Genomic DNA, 18312 nt, shown 5'->3' with positions numbered 1-18312 from the left:
CAGGGGTGGGAAAACCCTGGGGTGAGTGGTGGCTCACGGATCGGTGTAGAAGCGGGCTTGCCAGAGCACATAGGGTTGGCAATGCAGTGAGTGGCTACCGGGAGTTTATTTCCTCAATATACCTTGCCTTGGAGCAGGCGCATGAGGTACTGACCGTAGCCGTTCTTGGCCAGAGGGGCAGCCAGCTTTTCCAGCTGCTGGGCATCGACCCAGCCCTGGCGGTACGCCACTTCTTCGGGACACGCCACCTTCAAGCCCTGACGGCGTTCGATGGTGGCGATATAGCCACTGGCCTCCAGCAGCGAATCATGGGTGCCGGTGTCCAGCCACGCGTAGCCACGCCCCATGATCTCCACAGACAAGCGCCCCTGGTTCAGGTAAAAGCTATTCACGTCGGTAATTTCCAGCTCACCACGAGCCGAAGGTGTGATGCCCTTGGCAATCTCGATCACATCCTTGTCGTAAAAATACAAGCCGGTCACAGCGTAGTTGGACTTTGGCTTGGCCGGTTTCTCTTCCAGGCTGATCGCCTTGCCCTGTTCATCGAACTCCACAACGCCATAACGCTCGGGGTCTTGAACATGGTAGGCAAATACACTCGCCCCCTCGCTACGGTCCATGGCATTGTCCAGCAGCACCTGGAAATCATGGCCGTAATAGATGTTGTCGCCCAGCACCAAGGCCGACAAATCATTGCCGATGAAGCTCTCACCGATCAGAAACGCCTGCGCCAGGCCGTCTGGCGAGGCTTGCACGGCGTAAGTGAGGTTTATGCCCCATTGGTGACCATCACCCAGCAGTTGCTCGAAGCGCGGCGTGTCTTGTGGGGTGGAGATGATCAGGATGTCCTGGATACCCGCCAGCATCAGGGTGGTCAGCGGGTAGTAGATCATCGGTTTGTCGTACACCGGCAGCAGTTGCTTGGAAATCGCCAGGGTCGCAGGGTGCAGGCGGGTACCCGCCCCGCCCGCCAGGATGATGCCTTTACGCTTCATGATGGTCATCTCTCGTGTATTTCCATGAGCATGCGAGCCACCCCTTCACGCCAGTCTGGCAGGCTCAGGGCAAAGGCTTTCTGCAATTTGTGAGTATCCAGACGCGAGTTGGCCGGCCGCGAGGCCAGGGTATGGTAGGCATCGGTGGTCAACGGGCTGACCTGTTCGGCATGGGCTGTCAACTGCACACCTTGGGCAACGGCCTGCTCGAGAACATACCGAGCATAGCCGCACCAGGTAGTTTCACCGCTGGCCGCCAAGTGGTAAATGCCGACGAGGGCCGGGTTGGCGCAGGTAGCGGCGATGGCATGGGCGGTGATGTCGGCGATCAGCTCGGCACCGGTGGGCGCACCGAACTGGTCGTCGATCACTCCCAGGCTTTCGCGCTCGGCAGCCAGCCGCAGCATGGTCTTGGCAAAATTATTGCCACGTGCCGCATACACCCAGCATGTACGGAAGATCAGGTGCTGACAGCCAGCTGCCTGTATGGCTTGCTCGCCGGCCAGCTTGCTTTCACCGTAGGTGTTCAGCGGACCGGTCTCATCATCTTCCCGCCAAGGCTGATTGCCATACCCCGGGAACACGTAGTCGGTGGAGTAATGGACCAGCAGCGCCCCACAATCGGCAGCCTCGCGAGCCAGTACGCCTACGGCTTCGGCATTGATCTTGAACGCTTGTTCACGCTCGCTCTCAGCCTTGTCCACGGCGGTGTAGGCAGCAGCATTGACGATTACATCAGGGGCGTAGCTGCGTACGGTTTCGGCCAAACCTCGCAGGTTCGCCAGGTCGCCGCAATGGGTCTGGCTGCGCGAATTCAACGCCAGCACCTGGCCAAGCGGGACCAGGCTGCGTTGCAACTCCCAGCCCACCTGGCCATCTTTGCCCAGTAGCAAAATCTTCATGCCGAGCGCCCTGCGTAGTTCTTTTCAACCCAGTCGCGGTAGCTGCCGGATTGAACATTCTGCACCCATTGCTGGTTGTCGAGGTACCAGGCCACGGTCTTGCGAATACCCGTTTCAAAGGTTTCGGCTGGCTTCCAGCCCAATTCGCGCTCCAGCTTGCGCGCGTCGATAGCGTAGCGGCGGTCGTGACCGGGGCGGTCGGTAACGTAGCTAATCTGTTCAGCGTAAGGTTTGCCGTCGTCACGCGGGCGCAACTCGTCCAGCAAGGCACACACGCGGTTGACGATTTCCAGGTTGGGCTTCTCGTTCCAGCCGCCGACGTTATACACCTCACCGGTTTTGCCGGCTTCCAGCACACGGCGGATGGCGCTGCAGTGGTCCTTTACATACAGCCAGTCGCGGATCTGTTGCCCGTCGCCGTACACCGGCAGCGGCTTGCCGGCCAGGGCATTGACGATCATCAGCGGGATGAGCTTTTCCGGGAAGTGGTACGGGCCGTAGTTGTTCGAGCAGTTGGTGGTCAGTACCGGCAGACCATAGGTGTGATGGTACGAGCGCACCAGGTGGTCGCTGGCAGCCTTGCTGGCTGAGTACGGGCTGTTGGGCTGGTACTGGTGAGTCTCTGTGAAGGCCGGTTCGTCGGCGGCCAGCGAGCCATACACTTCGTCGGTGGACACATGCAGGAAACGGAACGCCTGGCGCGCAGACTCAGCCAGGCCGCCCCAGTAGGCGCGTACGGCTTCAAGCAGGCGGAAGGTGCCGACGATGTTGGTTTCGATGAAGTCTTCCGGGCCGTGGATCGAGCGGTCGACGTGCGACTCGGCGGCAAAGTTGACGATGGCGCGTGGCTGGTGGGTTTTCAGCAACTGCTCCACCAGCGCGGAATCACCGATGTCTCCATGCACGAAAATGTGCCGCACATCGCCTTGCAGGCTGCTCAGGGTCTGCAGGTTGCCTGCGTAGGTGAGTTTGTCGAGGTTGACCAAAGGCTCGTCATTACCGGCTAGCCAGTCCAGCACGAAGTTCGCGCCTATGAAGCCTGCACCACCCGTTACCATAATGGTCATGTTCGTCTGCTTCCGAAGTCGTGGCCTGCTTTTCCGTTTTATGGATTCTAGACGCTCGGCAACGCAGCCGAGCGCAAAAATGATGTCATCGTGATGTTATTCTTATCGCGGTGAGTTACTCAATCGAAGCAGTCCAGATCCCGCAACGCTGTGCCAGCTTGATCTTTGGGGGACAAGAACGGCCGCTCAACCGGCCACTGGATGCCAACTGCAGGGTCATTCCAGGCAAGACAACGTTCGAATTGGGGGGCGTAATAATCTGTGGTCTTGTACAGGAATTCCGCATGGTCGGACAATACAACGAAGCCGTGGGCAAAACCTTCCGGGATCCACATTTGCTGCTTCTTTTCTGCTGATAGGTGGGCCCCGACCCAGTGCCCGAAAGTACTTGATGAGCGGCGCAAGTCTACAGCGACATCGAAAACTTCACCGACCACTACCCTTACCAGCTTGCCCTGTGGTTGATGAACCTGGTAGTGCAAGCCACGTAAGACGTGTTGACGCGAACTAGAGTGATTGTCCTGAACAAAGTTGACGGAACGCCGTATGAGGCGTTCGAAGTCGGTGTTATTGAAGCTTTCGAAGAAGAACCCGCGGTCATCGGTGAATACGTCTGGCTCGAGCAGAAGGACTTCGGGTATCGCGAGCGGTGTTGCTTGCATTGAACTGCCCTGGAAAAAGTAAATGCCGGTTGTCCTCTGTAGTGCGCCATGCAATGTCGGGTCGCTTGGCGACCCTTTTTACACTACATCTTGGCGGGTCAAGGCTCCAGGCGCCGCTGCTGGTAAATCCAGTCCACAATCTCGCCCTCCGGCGAATAGCCGCTGACGGTTTCACGCAACAGTTGCCGCACCCGCATGAAATCATCAGCCTGGATTGCCGCCAGCAGTTGCCGCAAGGCGTCCTTGAGCGAGTCCCAAGGCAGGAAGTCTTCGTTGGCGCTCATGATCATCGGATGCCGCGTGGCAATCACATTATCGCCAATCAGCAACTCCTCATAGAGCTTCTCGCCAGGCCGCAATCCGGTGAACTCAATCGCGATATCGCCCATCGGATTACGCTCTGAACGCACGCTGAAACCAGACAAATGAATCATCTTCTCGGCCAGCTCCACAATTTTAACCGGCTCACCCATGTCCAGCACGAACACGTCACCGCCCTTGCCCATCGAGCCTGCCTGGATCACCAGCTGCGCTGCTTCGGGAATGGTCATGAAGTAGCGGGTAATTTTTGGGTGAGTGACGGTCAGCGGGCCGCCGGCCTTGATCTGTTTATGAAAGAGCGGAATCACCGAGCCTGACGAACCCAGCACATTGCCAAAGCGCACCATGGTGAAACGGGTCTTGTTGACCTGGGAAACGTTACCGCTATCACCGAACAGCACAGGCGCCATTTCACGGCTCAGGGCTTGCAATGTCATTTCTGCCAGGCGTTTGGTACTCCCCATCACATTGGTCGGGCGCACGGCTTTGTCTGTAGAAATCAGCACGAAGTTGGCAACGCCTGCCTGCAATGCCGCCTGGGCAGTGTGCAGGGTGCCGATCACATTGTTCATCAGGCCTTCGGCAATGTTGTGTTCCACCATCGGCACGTGCTTGTAGGCGGCGGCATGGTAAACGGTGTCGACCCGCCAGGTGCCCATGATGTCGAGCAACTGCGCCTGGTTACGGACCGATCCCAGAATCGGCACCAGGCAAACCGACAATGACTCGCGGGCAGCGCGCTGCTCCAGTTCGGACAGTATGCTGTACAGGTTGAACTCGCTGTGGTCGAACAGCAGCAGGGTTTTCGGTGACTGGCTAACAATCTGCCGGCACAGTTCCGAGCCGATCGACCCACCGGCCCCGGTAACCAGCACTGTCTGCCCAACAATGCAGCGCTCCAGAAGGTCGGCTTGTGCCGGTACGGCATCCCGGCCCAGCAGGTCGGCAATGTCCACTTCCTGGATGTCGTCGACCTTTACTCTCCCGCTGGCCAGATCCATAAAGCCAGGCACAGTGCGTACATGCAGTGGAAAGCCCTCAAGGAAGTTAAGGATCTCCCGACGCCTAGCGCGCGTTGAAGAAGGAATCGCCAACAGGATTTCTTGGGCCCCCGTTACGTCTATCAGCCGTTGCAATTGCTCCGGATGATAAACCTGCAAACCCGCGATTACACGGTCGGTAAGGCTGGGATCGTCATCGATGAAAGCAACCGGGCGCATGACTTTGTCCATTCGCAGGGCCGCTACTAGCTGATTGCCCGCGGTGCCGGCGCCATAGATGGCGACTTTAGGTAGACCGTCGTCGCGACTGGTGAATGGAACATGCTGGACCGCGGCGGTGAACCAGTCACCGAGAAAATACTGTCGCATGGCCAAACGCAGTCCACCCACCAGAATCAAGCTTAGCCACCAATAGTTGAACATTATCGAGCGTGGCACAACATTCTGGTGATTGCTGGCCCAGTAGATTATGAACCCGAGAATTAGCGCTGAAAGCGTGACAGCCTTGATGATGGCAATGAGAGCATCATTTCCAAAATAGCGCATGACCGCCCGATACAAGCCAAAGCGGACGAACAAGGGAATGGAAACCACCGGAGCGCACAAAAACAACCAGGTATGGTCGATCACAGGATTGGCCAAATCATCGACACCCAGCCGCACCAAAAACGCCAGCCAAAGAGCGAACCACACCAGTACTACATCAGTCAGCACCTGCAGTAGTCGCTTGTGTCTACGCGGTAGCCCGAGCAGTATTTTGCGCACCTTGTCCATAGGCTCCCAGAGTTCTCTAGTGATTCTCATTAACCGATTCTTGTCAGATGTACCGCTAAGCGACTATTCCAGGCTTCCGGCGCGGTAATAGGCCGCGATCAGCACCAATGGCGCGTAAGCAACGATCAAGCCTAGTAAGCCATCTAGCTGCAATAGCAGGACGCACAGGGCGACCGGCAGCAGCCAAAACACATTCAACACGATGACACCAAGGGTTACCGGCAAGTGCCTGCCATAACGACGTGAGGCGAACTGGTAAGCATGACTGCGGTGCGCCTCATAAACCTTGTCGCCGCGCATTAATCGACGAACGAGCGTATAGCTGGCATCAACAATAAACACCCCCAACAAGATCAGCCAGCACCAGAACAACTGGGAAGATGACCAAGCTGCCTGAAGAGACAAACCGCCCAGCACAATCCCTAAGAAACCGCTGCCCGCATCACCCATGAAAATTTTTGCAGGGGGAAAATTCCACACCAGGAAGCCCAATACTGCAGCAGCCAGCAATAACGGTAAGGCCACCAGGCCCGGCTGACCGCACAACCAGTAAAGAAGGCTGGCCCCGAGACAAACAGTGATTGCCTCGACGCTGGCGATACCATCGATTCCATCCATAAAGTTGTACAGGTTGAGCAGCCATACCAGGTACACAGCTGCAAGTACTGCACCAGCCCAGCCAAGATCGATGGCCCAACCGAAGACTTGTAGTGTCGGTAACCCACCCAACCAGAACAGAATCCATATAGCTGCGGCAAAATGGCCCAGCAGCCGCCAGCGTGCCGCGATATGACCGTGATCATCCATGAAGCCCAGCACCGCGATCACCGCGCCCGCCCCGCCCAATGCGATCAATGTGTCAGCCTGAGCGCCAGGCTGGAATGCCATCACGGCCAATGCGGCCAGGAATGCCACGACGATCGACACACCGCCGCCGCGGGGCGTGGGGATAGAATGCGAACTGCGGGCATTGGGGACATCGATGATGTTCTTGGCCAATGCATAACGTCGCAATGTCCCGGTCATGGCCAGCGAACACAAAAGCACAACGGGTAAAAGCCACCAAAACATCATTTGTTCGACGATTCCTTAAAATGTTGCGCAGTTGCCCCGAGTGCGGCATCGACACTCACCGGCGGCTGCCAGCCAAGTACCTTACGCGTTTTTTCGATATCCACCTGCAAAGACCCACATAGCCTTTTGGACAACGCCGTACGGCCAAGAAGGCGAGCACCACTGGTCAGGACCCAGGTAGGTACCGGCAGCAAGCGAGGCGCAGCCCCCAGGGCCTGGCCCATTCGGCGCAACAGCGCAGTGGTGGAAAGGTCCTCGCCATCACTTACCAGAAACACCTGGTTAGCAGCAGCCGGGTGGTCGATGCAGGTCACGATCAGGTCTACCAAGTTGTCGAGTGCAACCAGGCTGCGACGATTGTCAATGGACCCGAACGGCAAGGGCATACCTTTGTTCAACCAGCGCATCATGGCTTCGAAATTGGCCTTGACCCCAGGGCCGTATACAAGCACAGGCCGGATGATAACCACCTCCAATCCGGACGTTTTTGACAACGCCTGCAATTCAACCTCTGCTTCCATCTTGGAAATGCCATAAGGGTCTTGAGGTTGCGGGCGGTCGTCTGCAGTGTAGGGCTGTCCAGGTGCAGTTTCCTCGCCATTGACCTTGATCGAGCTAACAAAAATGAAGCGTTTCACCCCTGCCGCTACCGCCTGACGAGCCAACGCTAACGTCCCTCGCACGTTAACCTTGCGAAACGCAGCAAGCGGGTCGACCTCGGTATCATTCATCACATGAACACGAGCAGCGCAGTGAATGACGGTGTCGCATTTCTGCAAAGCCTCGCCCCATTGGCTGGCATCATCGAATGTTTCGAAGCGCACCGTTTGCACGTTGGCTGGCAACATCGGGCTATCACTGCGTACTGTAGCCACGGTTGGCAGACCGTCGTTCACCAACCGGTGCAGTAAGGCACTGCCCACGAAGCCACTAGCCCCGGTGAGGAATATACGATGATTCATCAACTTGCCCTTCGTATGGTGGCATCACCAAAAAGCTGCTCAAGACGCGTCAGCAGCACTTGGCGAGCGAACTCCTGTTCATAGAAGCGACGACCGCTTTCCCCTAGAGCCTTGCGCTGTTCAGTCGCAAGGGTAGCCATCTTTCGGGTTATGGTTGCCAGTCCTTTCCCATCTCCGGACGCACAGGTATAGCCAGCACCCGCTGCGTCGATGACCCGCGCTGCCTCACCGTTGATCATGCCCAGTATCGGCCTGCCAGAAGCGAGATACGCCTGCACTTTGCCAGGGATGGTCTGTTCGAACACGTCATTAGTACGCAGTGATACCAGCAACGCATCTGCCTGGGCGAAGAGTGGTGGCATGGCCTCAAGTGGATGACGGCCTAGCAGATGAACATTGTCGAGGGCGCGCTTACGCACTTCGTCAGCCAACCAGGCGCTCATACGTCCGTCACCGACAATGACCCAACGAACGGCAACATCACCACGCAATGCCTGTGCGGCGTCAAGAATAGCTGGAAAATCTTGCGCTTCACCTATGTTTCCGGCAAAGACAACCGTGAACACCGAGCTATCCGGAGCAATTAACGTGCAGGGTTTATCCATTTGTGCCGAAAAATCGTCTTCCGCCCAACTGGGGAAATACACCAATCGCTCTTCATCGATTGTTCGTGTGCAGTAGCGGCGCACATTGTCGAAAAAGCCGCGAGACTGCAGTAGCAAATAGTCGGTGCGGTTGTAGATCCACGATACCGCCTTGCCTACCAAGTCCAACAAGCGGCGGTTATGAATGACGTTCACCGCCCGCAACGTTTCCGGCCACAAGTCGAGCACCCATACAAACACCGGCGCACGCTTCAGCCGCCCAATTACAACAGCCGGAATGGCCGCCAGAATGGGTGAAACGGCATAAACGAAGACAGCATCGAACTTGCGCCCGCGCAACTTGAAGGCACCCAGCAAGGATGCCAGCACGCAGAACGACAGGTAGTTCAGCACCAGCTGCACACTACGTTTGCCACGGGGCACCAGAGGCACGCGAACAACTTGTGCCCCCTCATAGGATGAAAACGCTTCTGGGCTAGCCTTGTAGTCCTGGTAAACATTCCCCTCCGGATAGTTGGGGAGCCCTGTCAGTACCGTCACTTCATGACCCCTGGCGGTGAAGTCGCGAACCATATCGTTGATCCGCATGTTTTCCGGCCAGAAGTACTGTGTTACAACCAGTACGCGCAATTTTTCAGCTGCCATCGATAGCTTCCGGTTCAGTAGCGCTTCCAGACTACGCGGTTCACATAGTCGGTATAGCTGTGCAGGATACGCACAACCTTGTCGGAAACATTCGGCATGCTGTAGTCGGCAACCAGACGCAGACTGCGGGTGGCCCCACGCGCCTGCCGCTCGAGGATGCCCAACCCTTGCAGCACACGCTCCACCTCAAGGCCAACCATCATCGCCGCAGCTTCCTCCATCCCTTCAGGACGCTCGTGCGCCTCGCGGATGTTCAATGCCGGGAAGTTAAGGATCGATGCCTCTTCATTGATCGTGCCACTGTCGGAAAGCACGGCGCGGGCTTCGGACTGCAGCTTGTTGTAGTCCTTGAACCCAAGCGGCTTGAGCAAGCGCACGTTGGCGTGGAAGTTGATACCCATGGCGTCGACGCGCTTCTGGGTACGCGGGTGGGTGGACACAATCACCGGTAGGTCGAACTCTGCCGCCACGGTGTTGAGTACATCAACCAGCTTGAGGAAGTTCTTGTCGGAGTCGATGTTTTCTTCCCGGTGGGCACTCACGACAAAGAACTTGCCTGGTTCCAGGCCAAGACGCTGCAGCACATCCGAAGCCTCGATACCGCTGCGGTAATGTTCGAGCACCTCGAACATCGGGCTGCCGGTCTTGATGATCTGGTCAGCTGGCAGACCTTCGCGCAGCAGGTAATCACGGGCGATGGTGCTATAGGTCAGGTTGATGTCGGCGGTATGGTCAACGATGCGGCGGTTGATTTCTTCCGGCACGCGCATGTCGAAACAGCGGTTGCCTGCCTCCATATGGAAGGTCGGAATTTTCCGGCGCTTGGCCGGCAATACGGCCATGCAGCTGTTGGTATCGCCCAGCACCAGCAGGGCTTCTGGCTTGACCTCCGCCAGTACCTTGTCCACTGCAATGATCACATTACCGATGGTCTCGGCACCGCTCGCACCTGCGGCATTCAGGAAGTGGTCCGGTTTGCGGATACCCAAGTCCTGAAAGAAAATTTCGTTCAATTCGTAGTCATAATTTTGGCCGGTGTGTACCAGAATGTGCTCGCAGTACTCATCAAGGCGCGCGATCACACGCGACAGCCGGATGATCTCCGGCCGGGTACCAACGACAGTGACAACTTTCAGTTTTTTCATCAATTCATCCTCTCGGGCCATTCAGGCTTCGGTGCCTACTGGCCGAGCGTAGGTATCGGGGTTTTCACGGTCGAAAATTTCGTTGGCCCATAGCATGACGATCATTTCATCATCCCCTACGTTGGTGATGTCATGGGTCCAGCCAGGGACAGTCTCGACAATCTCGGGCTCATCGCCAGACGTGATCAGTTCGTGGAAAGCCCCTGAGACCACATGGCGGAAGCGGAAACACGCTTTTCCTTTGATCACCAGAAACTTTTCGGTCTTGGTGTGGTGGTAGTGCCCACCTCGGGTAATGCCTGGATGCGCAGTGAAGTAGGAAAACTGGCCACTGTCCTTGGTTTTCAGCATCTCGACGAACACACCCCGCGGGTCGCCATGCTTTGGGACCGTATAAGTGAAGTTTTCGGGGGGCATGTAGCTCAAATAAGTAGAATACAGGGCGCGCACCAAACCAGTGCCCACCGCCTCTGTAACCATGCTCGCGCGGCTGTCACGGAACGTGCGCAGCAAATCAGCCAGCTCTCCGACCGTAATGCTGTATTGGGGCTCGACCTGGGCGAAAGGCGTGCCAGACTGCACGCCATCCATCACCTGAATGAACGCCTTGACCACATCGTCGATATAGACAAGGTTGATTCGCGCCTGCGGGTCATTGATGGTGATGTCCAGACCGTGCACGATGTTGTGGCAGAAGGTGGCGACCGCGGAGTTGTAGTTAGGTCGCGCCCACTTGCCAAACACGTTGGGGAGACGGAACAGGTGAACGGCAGAGCCATGCCGCGCCTGCAGTTCGGCTAACGCCTGCTCGGCGGAGCGCTTACTGGCACCATAGGCATTATCAAGCTCAGCCTGGCTCGATGAGGTATATAGGACAGGAATCTTACGCCCGCTTGCCTCGATCGCGCGGCACAACTCCACAGTCAGGTCGGCATTGCCAACTTTGAATTCCTCCGGGTCCTTTGGCCGGTTAATCCCCGCCAGGTGGAAGACGAAGTCGACATCGCGAACCTTGTCGGTCAACGAATCAAGAGCATGCTCCCGGGTGAACAGCACAACCTCGATGTCCTTGCGCTCGCCAAGGTGCACCAGCAGGTTTCGCCCTACGAAGCCATTGGCCCCGGTGACCAGTACTTTCATGGTCTTACTCCTCTGGGGTCGCATGCTCGCCACGCTCGATGGCACGGATGAAGTCGAGCTTGCGCAGCAATTGCTGCATGCCGGCGACATCAAGGCGCTGGGTGTTGTGCGAGTTATAGTCCTCGGTGATGGAGATCTGGGTTTCGCCCTCTTCCACGAACTTCGCATAGTTCAAATCGCGCAGATCTGGCGGTACGCGATAGTAGTCACCCATGTCCTCGGCACAAACCATCTCTTCCCGGCTCAGCAGGGCCTCGTAGAGTTTTTCGCCATGACGGGTACCAATGACATTGATCGGGTGCTCCGGTTTGCCAACCAACTCGGTCAGCGCCTTTGCCAGTACTTCGATGGTTGCGGCGGGGGCCTTCTGTACGAAGAGGTCGCCATTGTTGCCATGCTCAAAGGCATACAGCACCAGGTCGACAGCATCGGACAGGGTCATCATGAAACGCGTCATGTTGGGGTCAGTCAAGGTCAGTGGCTGACCGGCACGAATCTGCTCGATGAACAGCGGGATGACCGAACCACGAGAAGCCATCACGTTGCCGTAGCGCGTACCGCAAATCACCGTTTTTCTTTCATCAACGTTGCGGGATTTTGCAACCATTACCTTTTCCATCATCGCCTTGGAAATACCCATGGCATTGATTGGATAGACAGCCTTGTCAGTGCTCAGGCAGACAACCCGGCGTACCTCGTTTTGAATAGCGGCTTCCAGGAGGTTTTCCGTGCCGATCACGTTGGTCTTGACCGCCTCCATTGGGTGAAATTCGCAAGATGGGACCTGCTTCAATGCGGCCGCATGAAAAATGTAGTCCACACCACGGGTCGCATTCAAAACACTTTGGTAATCACGCACATCACCGATATAAAACTTCAGCTTTGAGCTCGCGTAGCGCTTTCGCATGTCATCCTGTTTCTTCTCATCCCGGCTGAAGATACGGATTTCCGCAATATCCGTGTCCAGGAAGCGCTTAAGAACAGCATTGCCAAACGATCCGGTTCCGCCGGTGATAAGTAATTTTTTGCCTTTAAACATGAGTTTTCCCTTTTATGGCATCCAGCACCTTGGCGACCTGAGCACTGGGCATTTTATGATCTTCAACAAATTTTTTTGCCGACTCCCCCATTTTGACGAGTTCATCGGCACCGAACGAAGCCACCTTGGTCAGCATCTCTTGCAGCCCCTCTGCGCCAGGTGGAACCAGATAGCAAAAACAATAATATTCCGCCGGTATACCGTCAAGCGCATACATCATGACCGGCACACCGGACGACATGTATTCAATTATTTTGGACGGAAACGAATACTTGGTGAACGCTGATTCGTTGTCACGTGGATTGATCAACAGCGAGGCCTCACGCTGCAGTGCGAGAACGGCATTTCTATCAAGCTGCCCGAGATATTTTACCCGAGCGTTGGCTGCCGAGACCCTTTCCACATTGGCGCGATCATCACCATCACCGCAGATATAGAGTTCATAATTCTCAATATTGGCCGCGACAAATGCCTCCAGTAGCTTGCGGATCCCATACCGCCTGTCCAAGGTGCCGCTATACAGGAAATAAGGTTTACGTACTGGTGAGGATGGGCGACTGACGTAATCGCTGTCGGCAATCCCCTCCACGACAACTTTTTTAAGCTTAGGCGAAAACACGTCCAGCATGGCATCGGTGATTGCGACCACGCTATCAGCACCGTTCACAATGCGGTACGAAAGCCGCGCCAACGTATGAAACACAAGCTTGGAGAGGCCGGAGCGTACTGCCATATATTCCGGAAGATCCGGAACGATGACGCAAAAATCCACGTCTTTACGCACTGCCCGAACCAGCCTGCACGCAACAAGAAACGGAAGGTGCATTGAATAGCAGACCAGCAATGAGCGCTCACCTTCAACCTTGGGAAGATTATCTTGTATGCCTCGGTAAGCAACCAGCACCTTGTGCAGGTTCTTGATAATCGTCAAATTCAGAAAAGAGCGATTGTTGACAGTAGCTCCATTCAAATTTTCCCGCGTAACTACTGGCGAATAGAACAATTTTTTATATCGTCGTGGGTAGGCCCCTATGAACGGCAGGTTGACTACCTTCACCTCGCTGACTTCAGGACGCTGACTGAAGCCGCGGATATAGTTCTTCTGCAACGTATCCGCTGCGAACTGGATGCTGCCCTGCGAGTGACTGACAATTGATGCGCGGTCCGCATCGGTGAACACCCCACCCAGAAAAACTACTTTCATGAGTGAGCCTCAACTTCGAATACGCCGCGCCCTGCACCAAAGAGACCTTGTTGCATCGTGTACACTCCCATCAACCCAGCCCTAACAGTGCATTATTCTTGAACAATGGTATCACCGAGTACTCAGCCACCGGAACCAGGAAAAATATAACGAGATATAGCATCAAAAAAGACAGATAACCCACTATAAGAAAATGAGTCTTCCGCCACACAAACAAAGCATTTACGCAATGCAAAACATTGAAAAACAGAACAAAGCGAAACAATCTGATGAAAATTTCCGACTCAAAATAGAGCGGAATGAACAACAATGAAAGGAGATTCATGTTGTAAACAAAAATCAATTCTTTGCCCCGTTCATCTGCGCCGCTACACCGCAAAATACTTCTTCGCTCCCCAACTACAACCAATGCCAGAAACAAAACGGAAAAGAGATGAACCACCGAATTGAAGATCGAGCTCTTTAACGAAGTAGTGTAGTAACTGAAATGCGCAGCAACTGCGTCCGGAAGCGGTACAAAATAACGAATCAACAGGTAGAAACCGATGCAGGTGCAGTAGAACAGCAAAAAACGAGTCAGCGGCAGCGCCCGACCCAAAGGCATTACTACAAACACCATGTAGATCAACGAAGACTGATGTACGCTGGTTGCCAACAGGATCAGCATCGCGTAGGCAAGCCGGCCTCTCCACCCTCCTTCGCACAAACACAAGATCGCCTGCAGGCATATGGCAAATGCCAAAAAGTTACGCATCAAAACAAAGTCCAATGCGAAAAAACATACAAAATATGCCAGCAATGATGCCACAGGAGCGACTGACTTCTTAAGCACATAGCGATAGAGGCAAAGCAATGTCACCAGCGATAAAACAATCTGAAAAAGGCCAAAGGATACACCCGAACGATTCGCCAGGATATTAAGATACCCATAACCAATCTCTTTACCCCAACTGGCCAACGTAACACGCGTATTGTAGTACAGCTCATATCCTTCACGATCGCCGTTCCAGGTATTCCACCCATATAGTCCCCACATCAGCAAAAATACTGGAAAGGATAAGACTATCGAAAGGTACCGGCTCTGCATCAGCGACATGATTCAGGCTATCTTGTTCTTGAAGTAACCGAGAATACTTTCAGTCTTGCGGATACCGAGCAGTTTGCGCACACCACGAGAAAGCCTTGATTTTAAAGAGAAAAAATCAGGATGAAGGATAATCTTGGCAACGGCAACTTCAAAAGCCTCATCAACCAAAAGTGTCTTGGGGTGCTTCAATGGAAACTCCATGGGTCGTACTGGAAGACCGCAGAATCGCTTCGTCATGACATCCTCCATCGACGTACCGCCGTGCGTCGAATCACTGTCCACACCGATGTTAGTGATCTGATTATATGCCGGGACAATACCATATAAATTATGGGCCCGAATAGAAAAGCTCATCTGGTAATCCCACGAGTAGAAACGCCCAGATGTGGCCATGGCATCCAGCTCATACTCTATATTGTAACGATCCTGGTAGTAGAGCTTCTCATATGCATATTCCCGACGGATACGCTCACGCACATATGGATCCTGCCAGAGAGCAAGCTCACCATCATAGAAAGGTATGAACTTACTTGCCCAGGATGCCCAGCCGCACGGCATCATGTTCTTGGTGAACAGGTAACTGGAGCCATCCTGTGGCGCATAGGTTTTCAGATAGTTCGTTCCACAAATCCACAAGATACGCGTATCGTGCTCATACTTTTCCAACAGCTCTTTGCAAAACCGAAAGAAGGTAATCTCTGGAAAGTTGTCGTCTTCCAGAAATATGGCAAATGGCTCTCGCTGCAGCACCCATTTCGCGCCACCTGCAATATTTTCATAAACGCCTACGTTATTGGCTTCGTACTTCCTGACTATTTCACAATCCCAGGTTACAGCCTGCTCTATCGCCTCGCGGCACTCAGCGACCAGACGTCGCTCATCGTCATTCCGCCCACCGTCAGAAAGCAGGTAAAGACGCGCCGGCGCAATGTTGGCCAGCTGCTTGATGATTTCCAGAGGTTTGTCGATGCGCTTGAACAAGAACAAAGCTACTGGAACGTCGAATCTCTCCATAAATCGCCTACCTTCCACTTCATGACATGGCGTCAAGCCCAGACAACCTATTGATATTCAGGAACTTTTTTTACAAGCCTATAACTATAGACTATCTCCAGCATGGCTGAACTCACCAAGCCGAGGACCACAGAACTGATATCCCAATTCACACTCAGATAAAGCGCACAAAAAACATAGAACGAGATAATCGAAACGATCTGATTTTTGAGCACTAGACCATAGCATTGATTGGGAACATAAATAAAATAAATATGACTACCCACAATGAGGTAAGTCAAAATACTAAAGCTAAGCAAGACTGAGAGATAATAGGCCTGCTCCATACCTGGCGGCGCAATCAACTCTACAACCCAGTACCCGGCAAGTACAACCGACAAAATACAAAGCAGGCCAACACCGAGTTCGATTTTTATGATTTTACTGATCAACTCTCGTTGAGCATTGCGGATAAGCGCGGGAAACAACGCAGCGTTAATATTTGACGCCAGAAGGCTCGGTACCGAGAAAATCTTGTTCGCCAAATCATAAATCGCAACCTCTTTCATTCCGAAAAGGCTACCGATGATGACCTCAATACTTTTTTGCTTGAAGGTATTGGCGGCCGTGGACCAGAAGAATGGCTGCACGTCCAACAGCAACGCCTTCACGTCCTGATAAACCGGTAACGCCAGGCTTCCACAAGCTCGGACTGCAAAGGCAAAGGCCACCAAGCTGGCAAGCACATTGACACCGACAACAATGGCAGTGTAAACAACCAAATCAGCCGCCTGGGTAACCAGCAGAAAAATCAACGGCAGTGACAAAACCTTCAACGCCAATTGAATGATCGTTAATACTTTCATCCTCTGCATGCCATGGAAATACCAAAGCGGCAAAAACACGCTGGACAATACATTGGCGTATGCCAAGGAAAAAACCAGCCAATGGGTCTGCATGAACTCAAAAAAACTCATCAGCACAAGAAAAACAATTGTACCAGCACAGGCAAGCCAGCACTTTGCGATGAGCACACGAGCCATGAGACCGGCATGTGCAGCCTGATTATCCTGCTCTAGCGAAACCAGCTTGGCCGCATGAATATCGAACCCGAAATTCACGAAGACCATGAAGTACATGGCAATACCGGAGGCAAACACATACAAACCAAAACCTTCTACCCCCAAGCAATGAATAACATAAGGATAGATCAGCAAGTAAAAGAACGAATTCAAGACCTGCAACATCGTCATATGCAGGTAATTACTAATTACCTTCAGGTTGTTCTTGTACAGCGCTCTAACCTGAACAAAATTCAATTTACGCCCCTTTCACAGTATCGACAGCTAATCGATACAAGTCATCCTTTAACCAAACCGCTCTTTTTTCCCACGCACAAAGAAACGAATGAGCGCGAAAAAGATACCCAGCCCGGTACCGACCACAAAGCCACCCCCGATAATCAAGGCCTTCCTGGGCTTGACGGGTTGGTCCGGAATTGCCAGCACTCCGTCCCGCTGATAAACGCGAAGCGCGCTCTCATCTATCTTCAAATCGCGATAAAACGCCATGCGCTCTTCAAGTTGACGCAAATTAACGATATATGGGTCTTCCGACTGACGTTTGATAATATTGTCAATTTCAGCCTGAATTGCATCGCTACCACGCATATACGCGAGGTCTCCATCCATCTGAACCGCGAGCCCCGAAGCACTTCCTGTAATAATAGGCGGCTTCCTCAAGCCAACCGCCAATGCAATCGACAATGCTTCTTTCAATTTGCTCAGTCGATCTTCCCGCTTCTTCCGTGCTACCTCACGCTTACCCGATATTTCTTTATCCAACATGGCCGCGCGCATGGAAGCATCTGACAACATGTTCTTCAGCAGCTCATTTCTGGTCATCTCGGCAGCTGTATCAACAAGCATATCCGCCCACTTCGCCGCCGCGGCCGGTTCAGAGTCATTCACACTAACCACATAACGTGCTGCGTCTCCATCACCCGCCTTGCTGATCAAAATCGAGCGAGAAAATTGTTTAAACAGTACATTTTGGGGCAATGCTCTCTGACTTTCATGCAGGGAAGGAAGATAGGCACTTTCGAACACTTTCCGCTGCACATTCTCAGAATAAAGTTGGCGAACATATAAATCATATACTTCACGAACAGAAATTAACGGCAGACCGGTAGCATCACCACGACCAAAATTAAGCGCGGAAATATCATTATGAGATGGCGCGACGATAGCCAGATCTGCCTGATAAACAGGCTGGCGTGTATAAGCGTAAAGAGTTGCAAGTAGCAAGGCCGCTGTTGCCAATGCAGCTATCAAAAATTTTTGTTTCCACAAGCTCTTAAAGAGCTCGCCAAGATCTACTTCCTCACCACTGCCATACTGCGCGGTAGCCATTCGTTTTTTATCCTTTTTCACCAGCACTGCTACTTTCGCCCCCTCCCCAGCCGCCAGCCAACAGCCAAAATACGAGAGAAATATAAAAACCGCGGACACAAAACATCCGCAAGGGAGGGAAATGTTACTATCCAAGAAGTAAGGGGCAAGGCGTCACTCTTACCCGCAGGCTTCGCATCGCTAGGATATCCCATACGAAAGTAATAGCAAGGGTGATGGCAATTTACCACCTCGCAATGAGAACCTATCTCATCAAATGGCTTTTTGAATACTCCAAGCTAGACC

Annotated in this window: 16 protein-coding genes; all 16 read right to left on the bottom strand. The window is 53.7% G+C overall.

The genetic code is table 11. The annotated features are described in order from the left end of the window. Positions 1-113: 113 nt before the first annotated feature. On the bottom strand, positions 114-995 hold the full coding sequence (rfbA, locus tag AC2T3R_RS06660) for a glucose-1-phosphate thymidylyltransferase RfbA (protein WP_285691231.1): 882 nt from the start codon (positions 993-995) through the stop codon (positions 114-116). 5 nt (positions 996-1000) lie between these two features. Then, on the bottom strand, positions 1001-1897 hold the full coding sequence (gene rfbD / locus AC2T3R_RS06655) for a dTDP-4-dehydrorhamnose reductase (protein ID WP_486744809.1): 897 nt from the start codon (positions 1895-1897) through the stop codon (positions 1001-1003). Further along, entirely contained in the window at positions 1894-2964 is a 1071-nt protein-coding gene (gene rfbB / locus AC2T3R_RS06650) for a dTDP-glucose 4,6-dehydratase (protein ID WP_486744808.1), read from the bottom strand. Before rfbB ends, rfbD begins: the two co-directional genes overlap by 4 nt. A 119-nt stretch (positions 2965-3083) precedes the next feature. Continuing rightward, positions 3084-3626 carry a dTDP-4-dehydrorhamnose 3,5-epimerase gene (rfbC, locus tag AC2T3R_RS06645; protein ID WP_486744807.1) on the bottom strand — a complete coding sequence of 181 codons (543 nt, stop codon included), beginning with the start codon at positions 3624-3626 and terminating at the stop codon, positions 3084-3086. Positions 3627-3724: 98 nt separating this feature from the next. Beyond that, on the bottom strand, positions 3725-5722 hold the full coding sequence (locus tag AC2T3R_RS06640) for a polysaccharide biosynthesis protein (protein WP_367245501.1): 1998 nt from the start codon (positions 5720-5722) through the stop codon (positions 3725-3727). A 63-nt stretch (positions 5723-5785) separates the two neighbouring features. Then, positions 5786-6796, bottom strand: a complete 1011-nt coding sequence (locus tag AC2T3R_RS06635; RefSeq protein ID WP_486744806.1) for an MraY family glycosyltransferase — start codon at positions 6794-6796, stop codon at positions 5786-5788. After that, positions 6793-7758 (bottom strand): UDP-glucose 4-epimerase family protein, encoded by a 966-nt coding sequence (locus tag AC2T3R_RS06630; RefSeq protein ID WP_486744805.1) that lies wholly within the window; start codon positions 7756-7758, stop codon positions 6793-6795. The genes AC2T3R_RS06635 and AC2T3R_RS06630 overlap by 4 nt, the downstream gene beginning before the upstream one ends. Next, the gene (locus AC2T3R_RS06625; protein WP_367245498.1) at positions 7758-9008 is read right to left on the bottom strand and encodes a glycosyltransferase family 4 protein; all 1251 of its coding nucleotides are present in this window, start codon (positions 9006-9008) and stop codon (positions 7758-7760) included. Before AC2T3R_RS06625 ends, AC2T3R_RS06630 begins: the two co-directional genes overlap by 1 nt. A 14-nt stretch (positions 9009-9022) precedes the next feature. Beyond that, the gene (wecB, locus tag AC2T3R_RS06620) at positions 9023-10153 is read right to left on the bottom strand and encodes a non-hydrolyzing UDP-N-acetylglucosamine 2-epimerase (protein WP_285690070.1); all 1131 of its coding nucleotides are present in this window, start codon (positions 10151-10153) and stop codon (positions 9023-9025) included. A 21-nt stretch (positions 10154-10174) separates the two neighbouring features. After that, positions 10175-11293: a UDP-2-acetamido-2,6-beta-L-arabino-hexul-4-ose reductase gene (wbjC, locus tag AC2T3R_RS06615; RefSeq protein ID WP_367245497.1), complete on the bottom strand. Its 1119-nt coding sequence runs from the start codon at positions 11291-11293 to the stop codon at positions 10175-10177. Between the two features lie 4 nt (positions 11294-11297). After that, positions 11298-12332, bottom strand: a complete 1035-nt coding sequence (locus AC2T3R_RS06610; protein WP_486744804.1) for a polysaccharide biosynthesis protein — start codon at positions 12330-12332, stop codon at positions 11298-11300. Continuing rightward, positions 12325-13536: a glycosyltransferase gene (locus AC2T3R_RS06605; protein ID WP_486744803.1), complete on the bottom strand. Its 1212-nt coding sequence runs from the start codon at positions 13534-13536 to the stop codon at positions 12325-12327. Before AC2T3R_RS06605 ends, AC2T3R_RS06610 begins: the two co-directional genes overlap by 8 nt. A gap of 70 nt (positions 13537-13606) precedes the next feature. After that, a complete protein-coding gene (locus AC2T3R_RS06600) occupies positions 13607-14632 on the bottom strand; it encodes an EpsG family protein (protein ID WP_486744802.1) in 1026 nt (341 codons plus the stop codon). 3 nt (positions 14633-14635) lie between these two features. Then, positions 14636-15637, bottom strand: a complete 1002-nt coding sequence (locus tag AC2T3R_RS06595) for a glycosyltransferase family 2 protein (RefSeq protein WP_367245495.1) — start codon at positions 15635-15637, stop codon at positions 14636-14638. Positions 15638-15684: 47 nt separating this feature from the next. Further along, positions 15685-16935: an oligosaccharide flippase family protein gene (locus tag AC2T3R_RS06590; protein WP_285690059.1), complete on the bottom strand. Its 1251-nt coding sequence runs from the start codon at positions 16933-16935 to the stop codon at positions 15685-15687. Between the two features lie 48 nt (positions 16936-16983). Then, entirely contained in the window at positions 16984-18126 is a 1143-nt protein-coding gene (locus AC2T3R_RS06585; protein WP_486744801.1) for an LPS O-antigen chain length determinant protein WzzB, read from the bottom strand. Positions 18127-18312: the final 186 nt, after the last annotated feature.

The organism is Pseudomonas sp. PVC-5-1 (assembly GCF_057444345.1).
The sequence above is the reverse complement of the archived record's forward strand: the minus strand, read 5'-3'. Positions and strand labels throughout refer to the sequence as shown.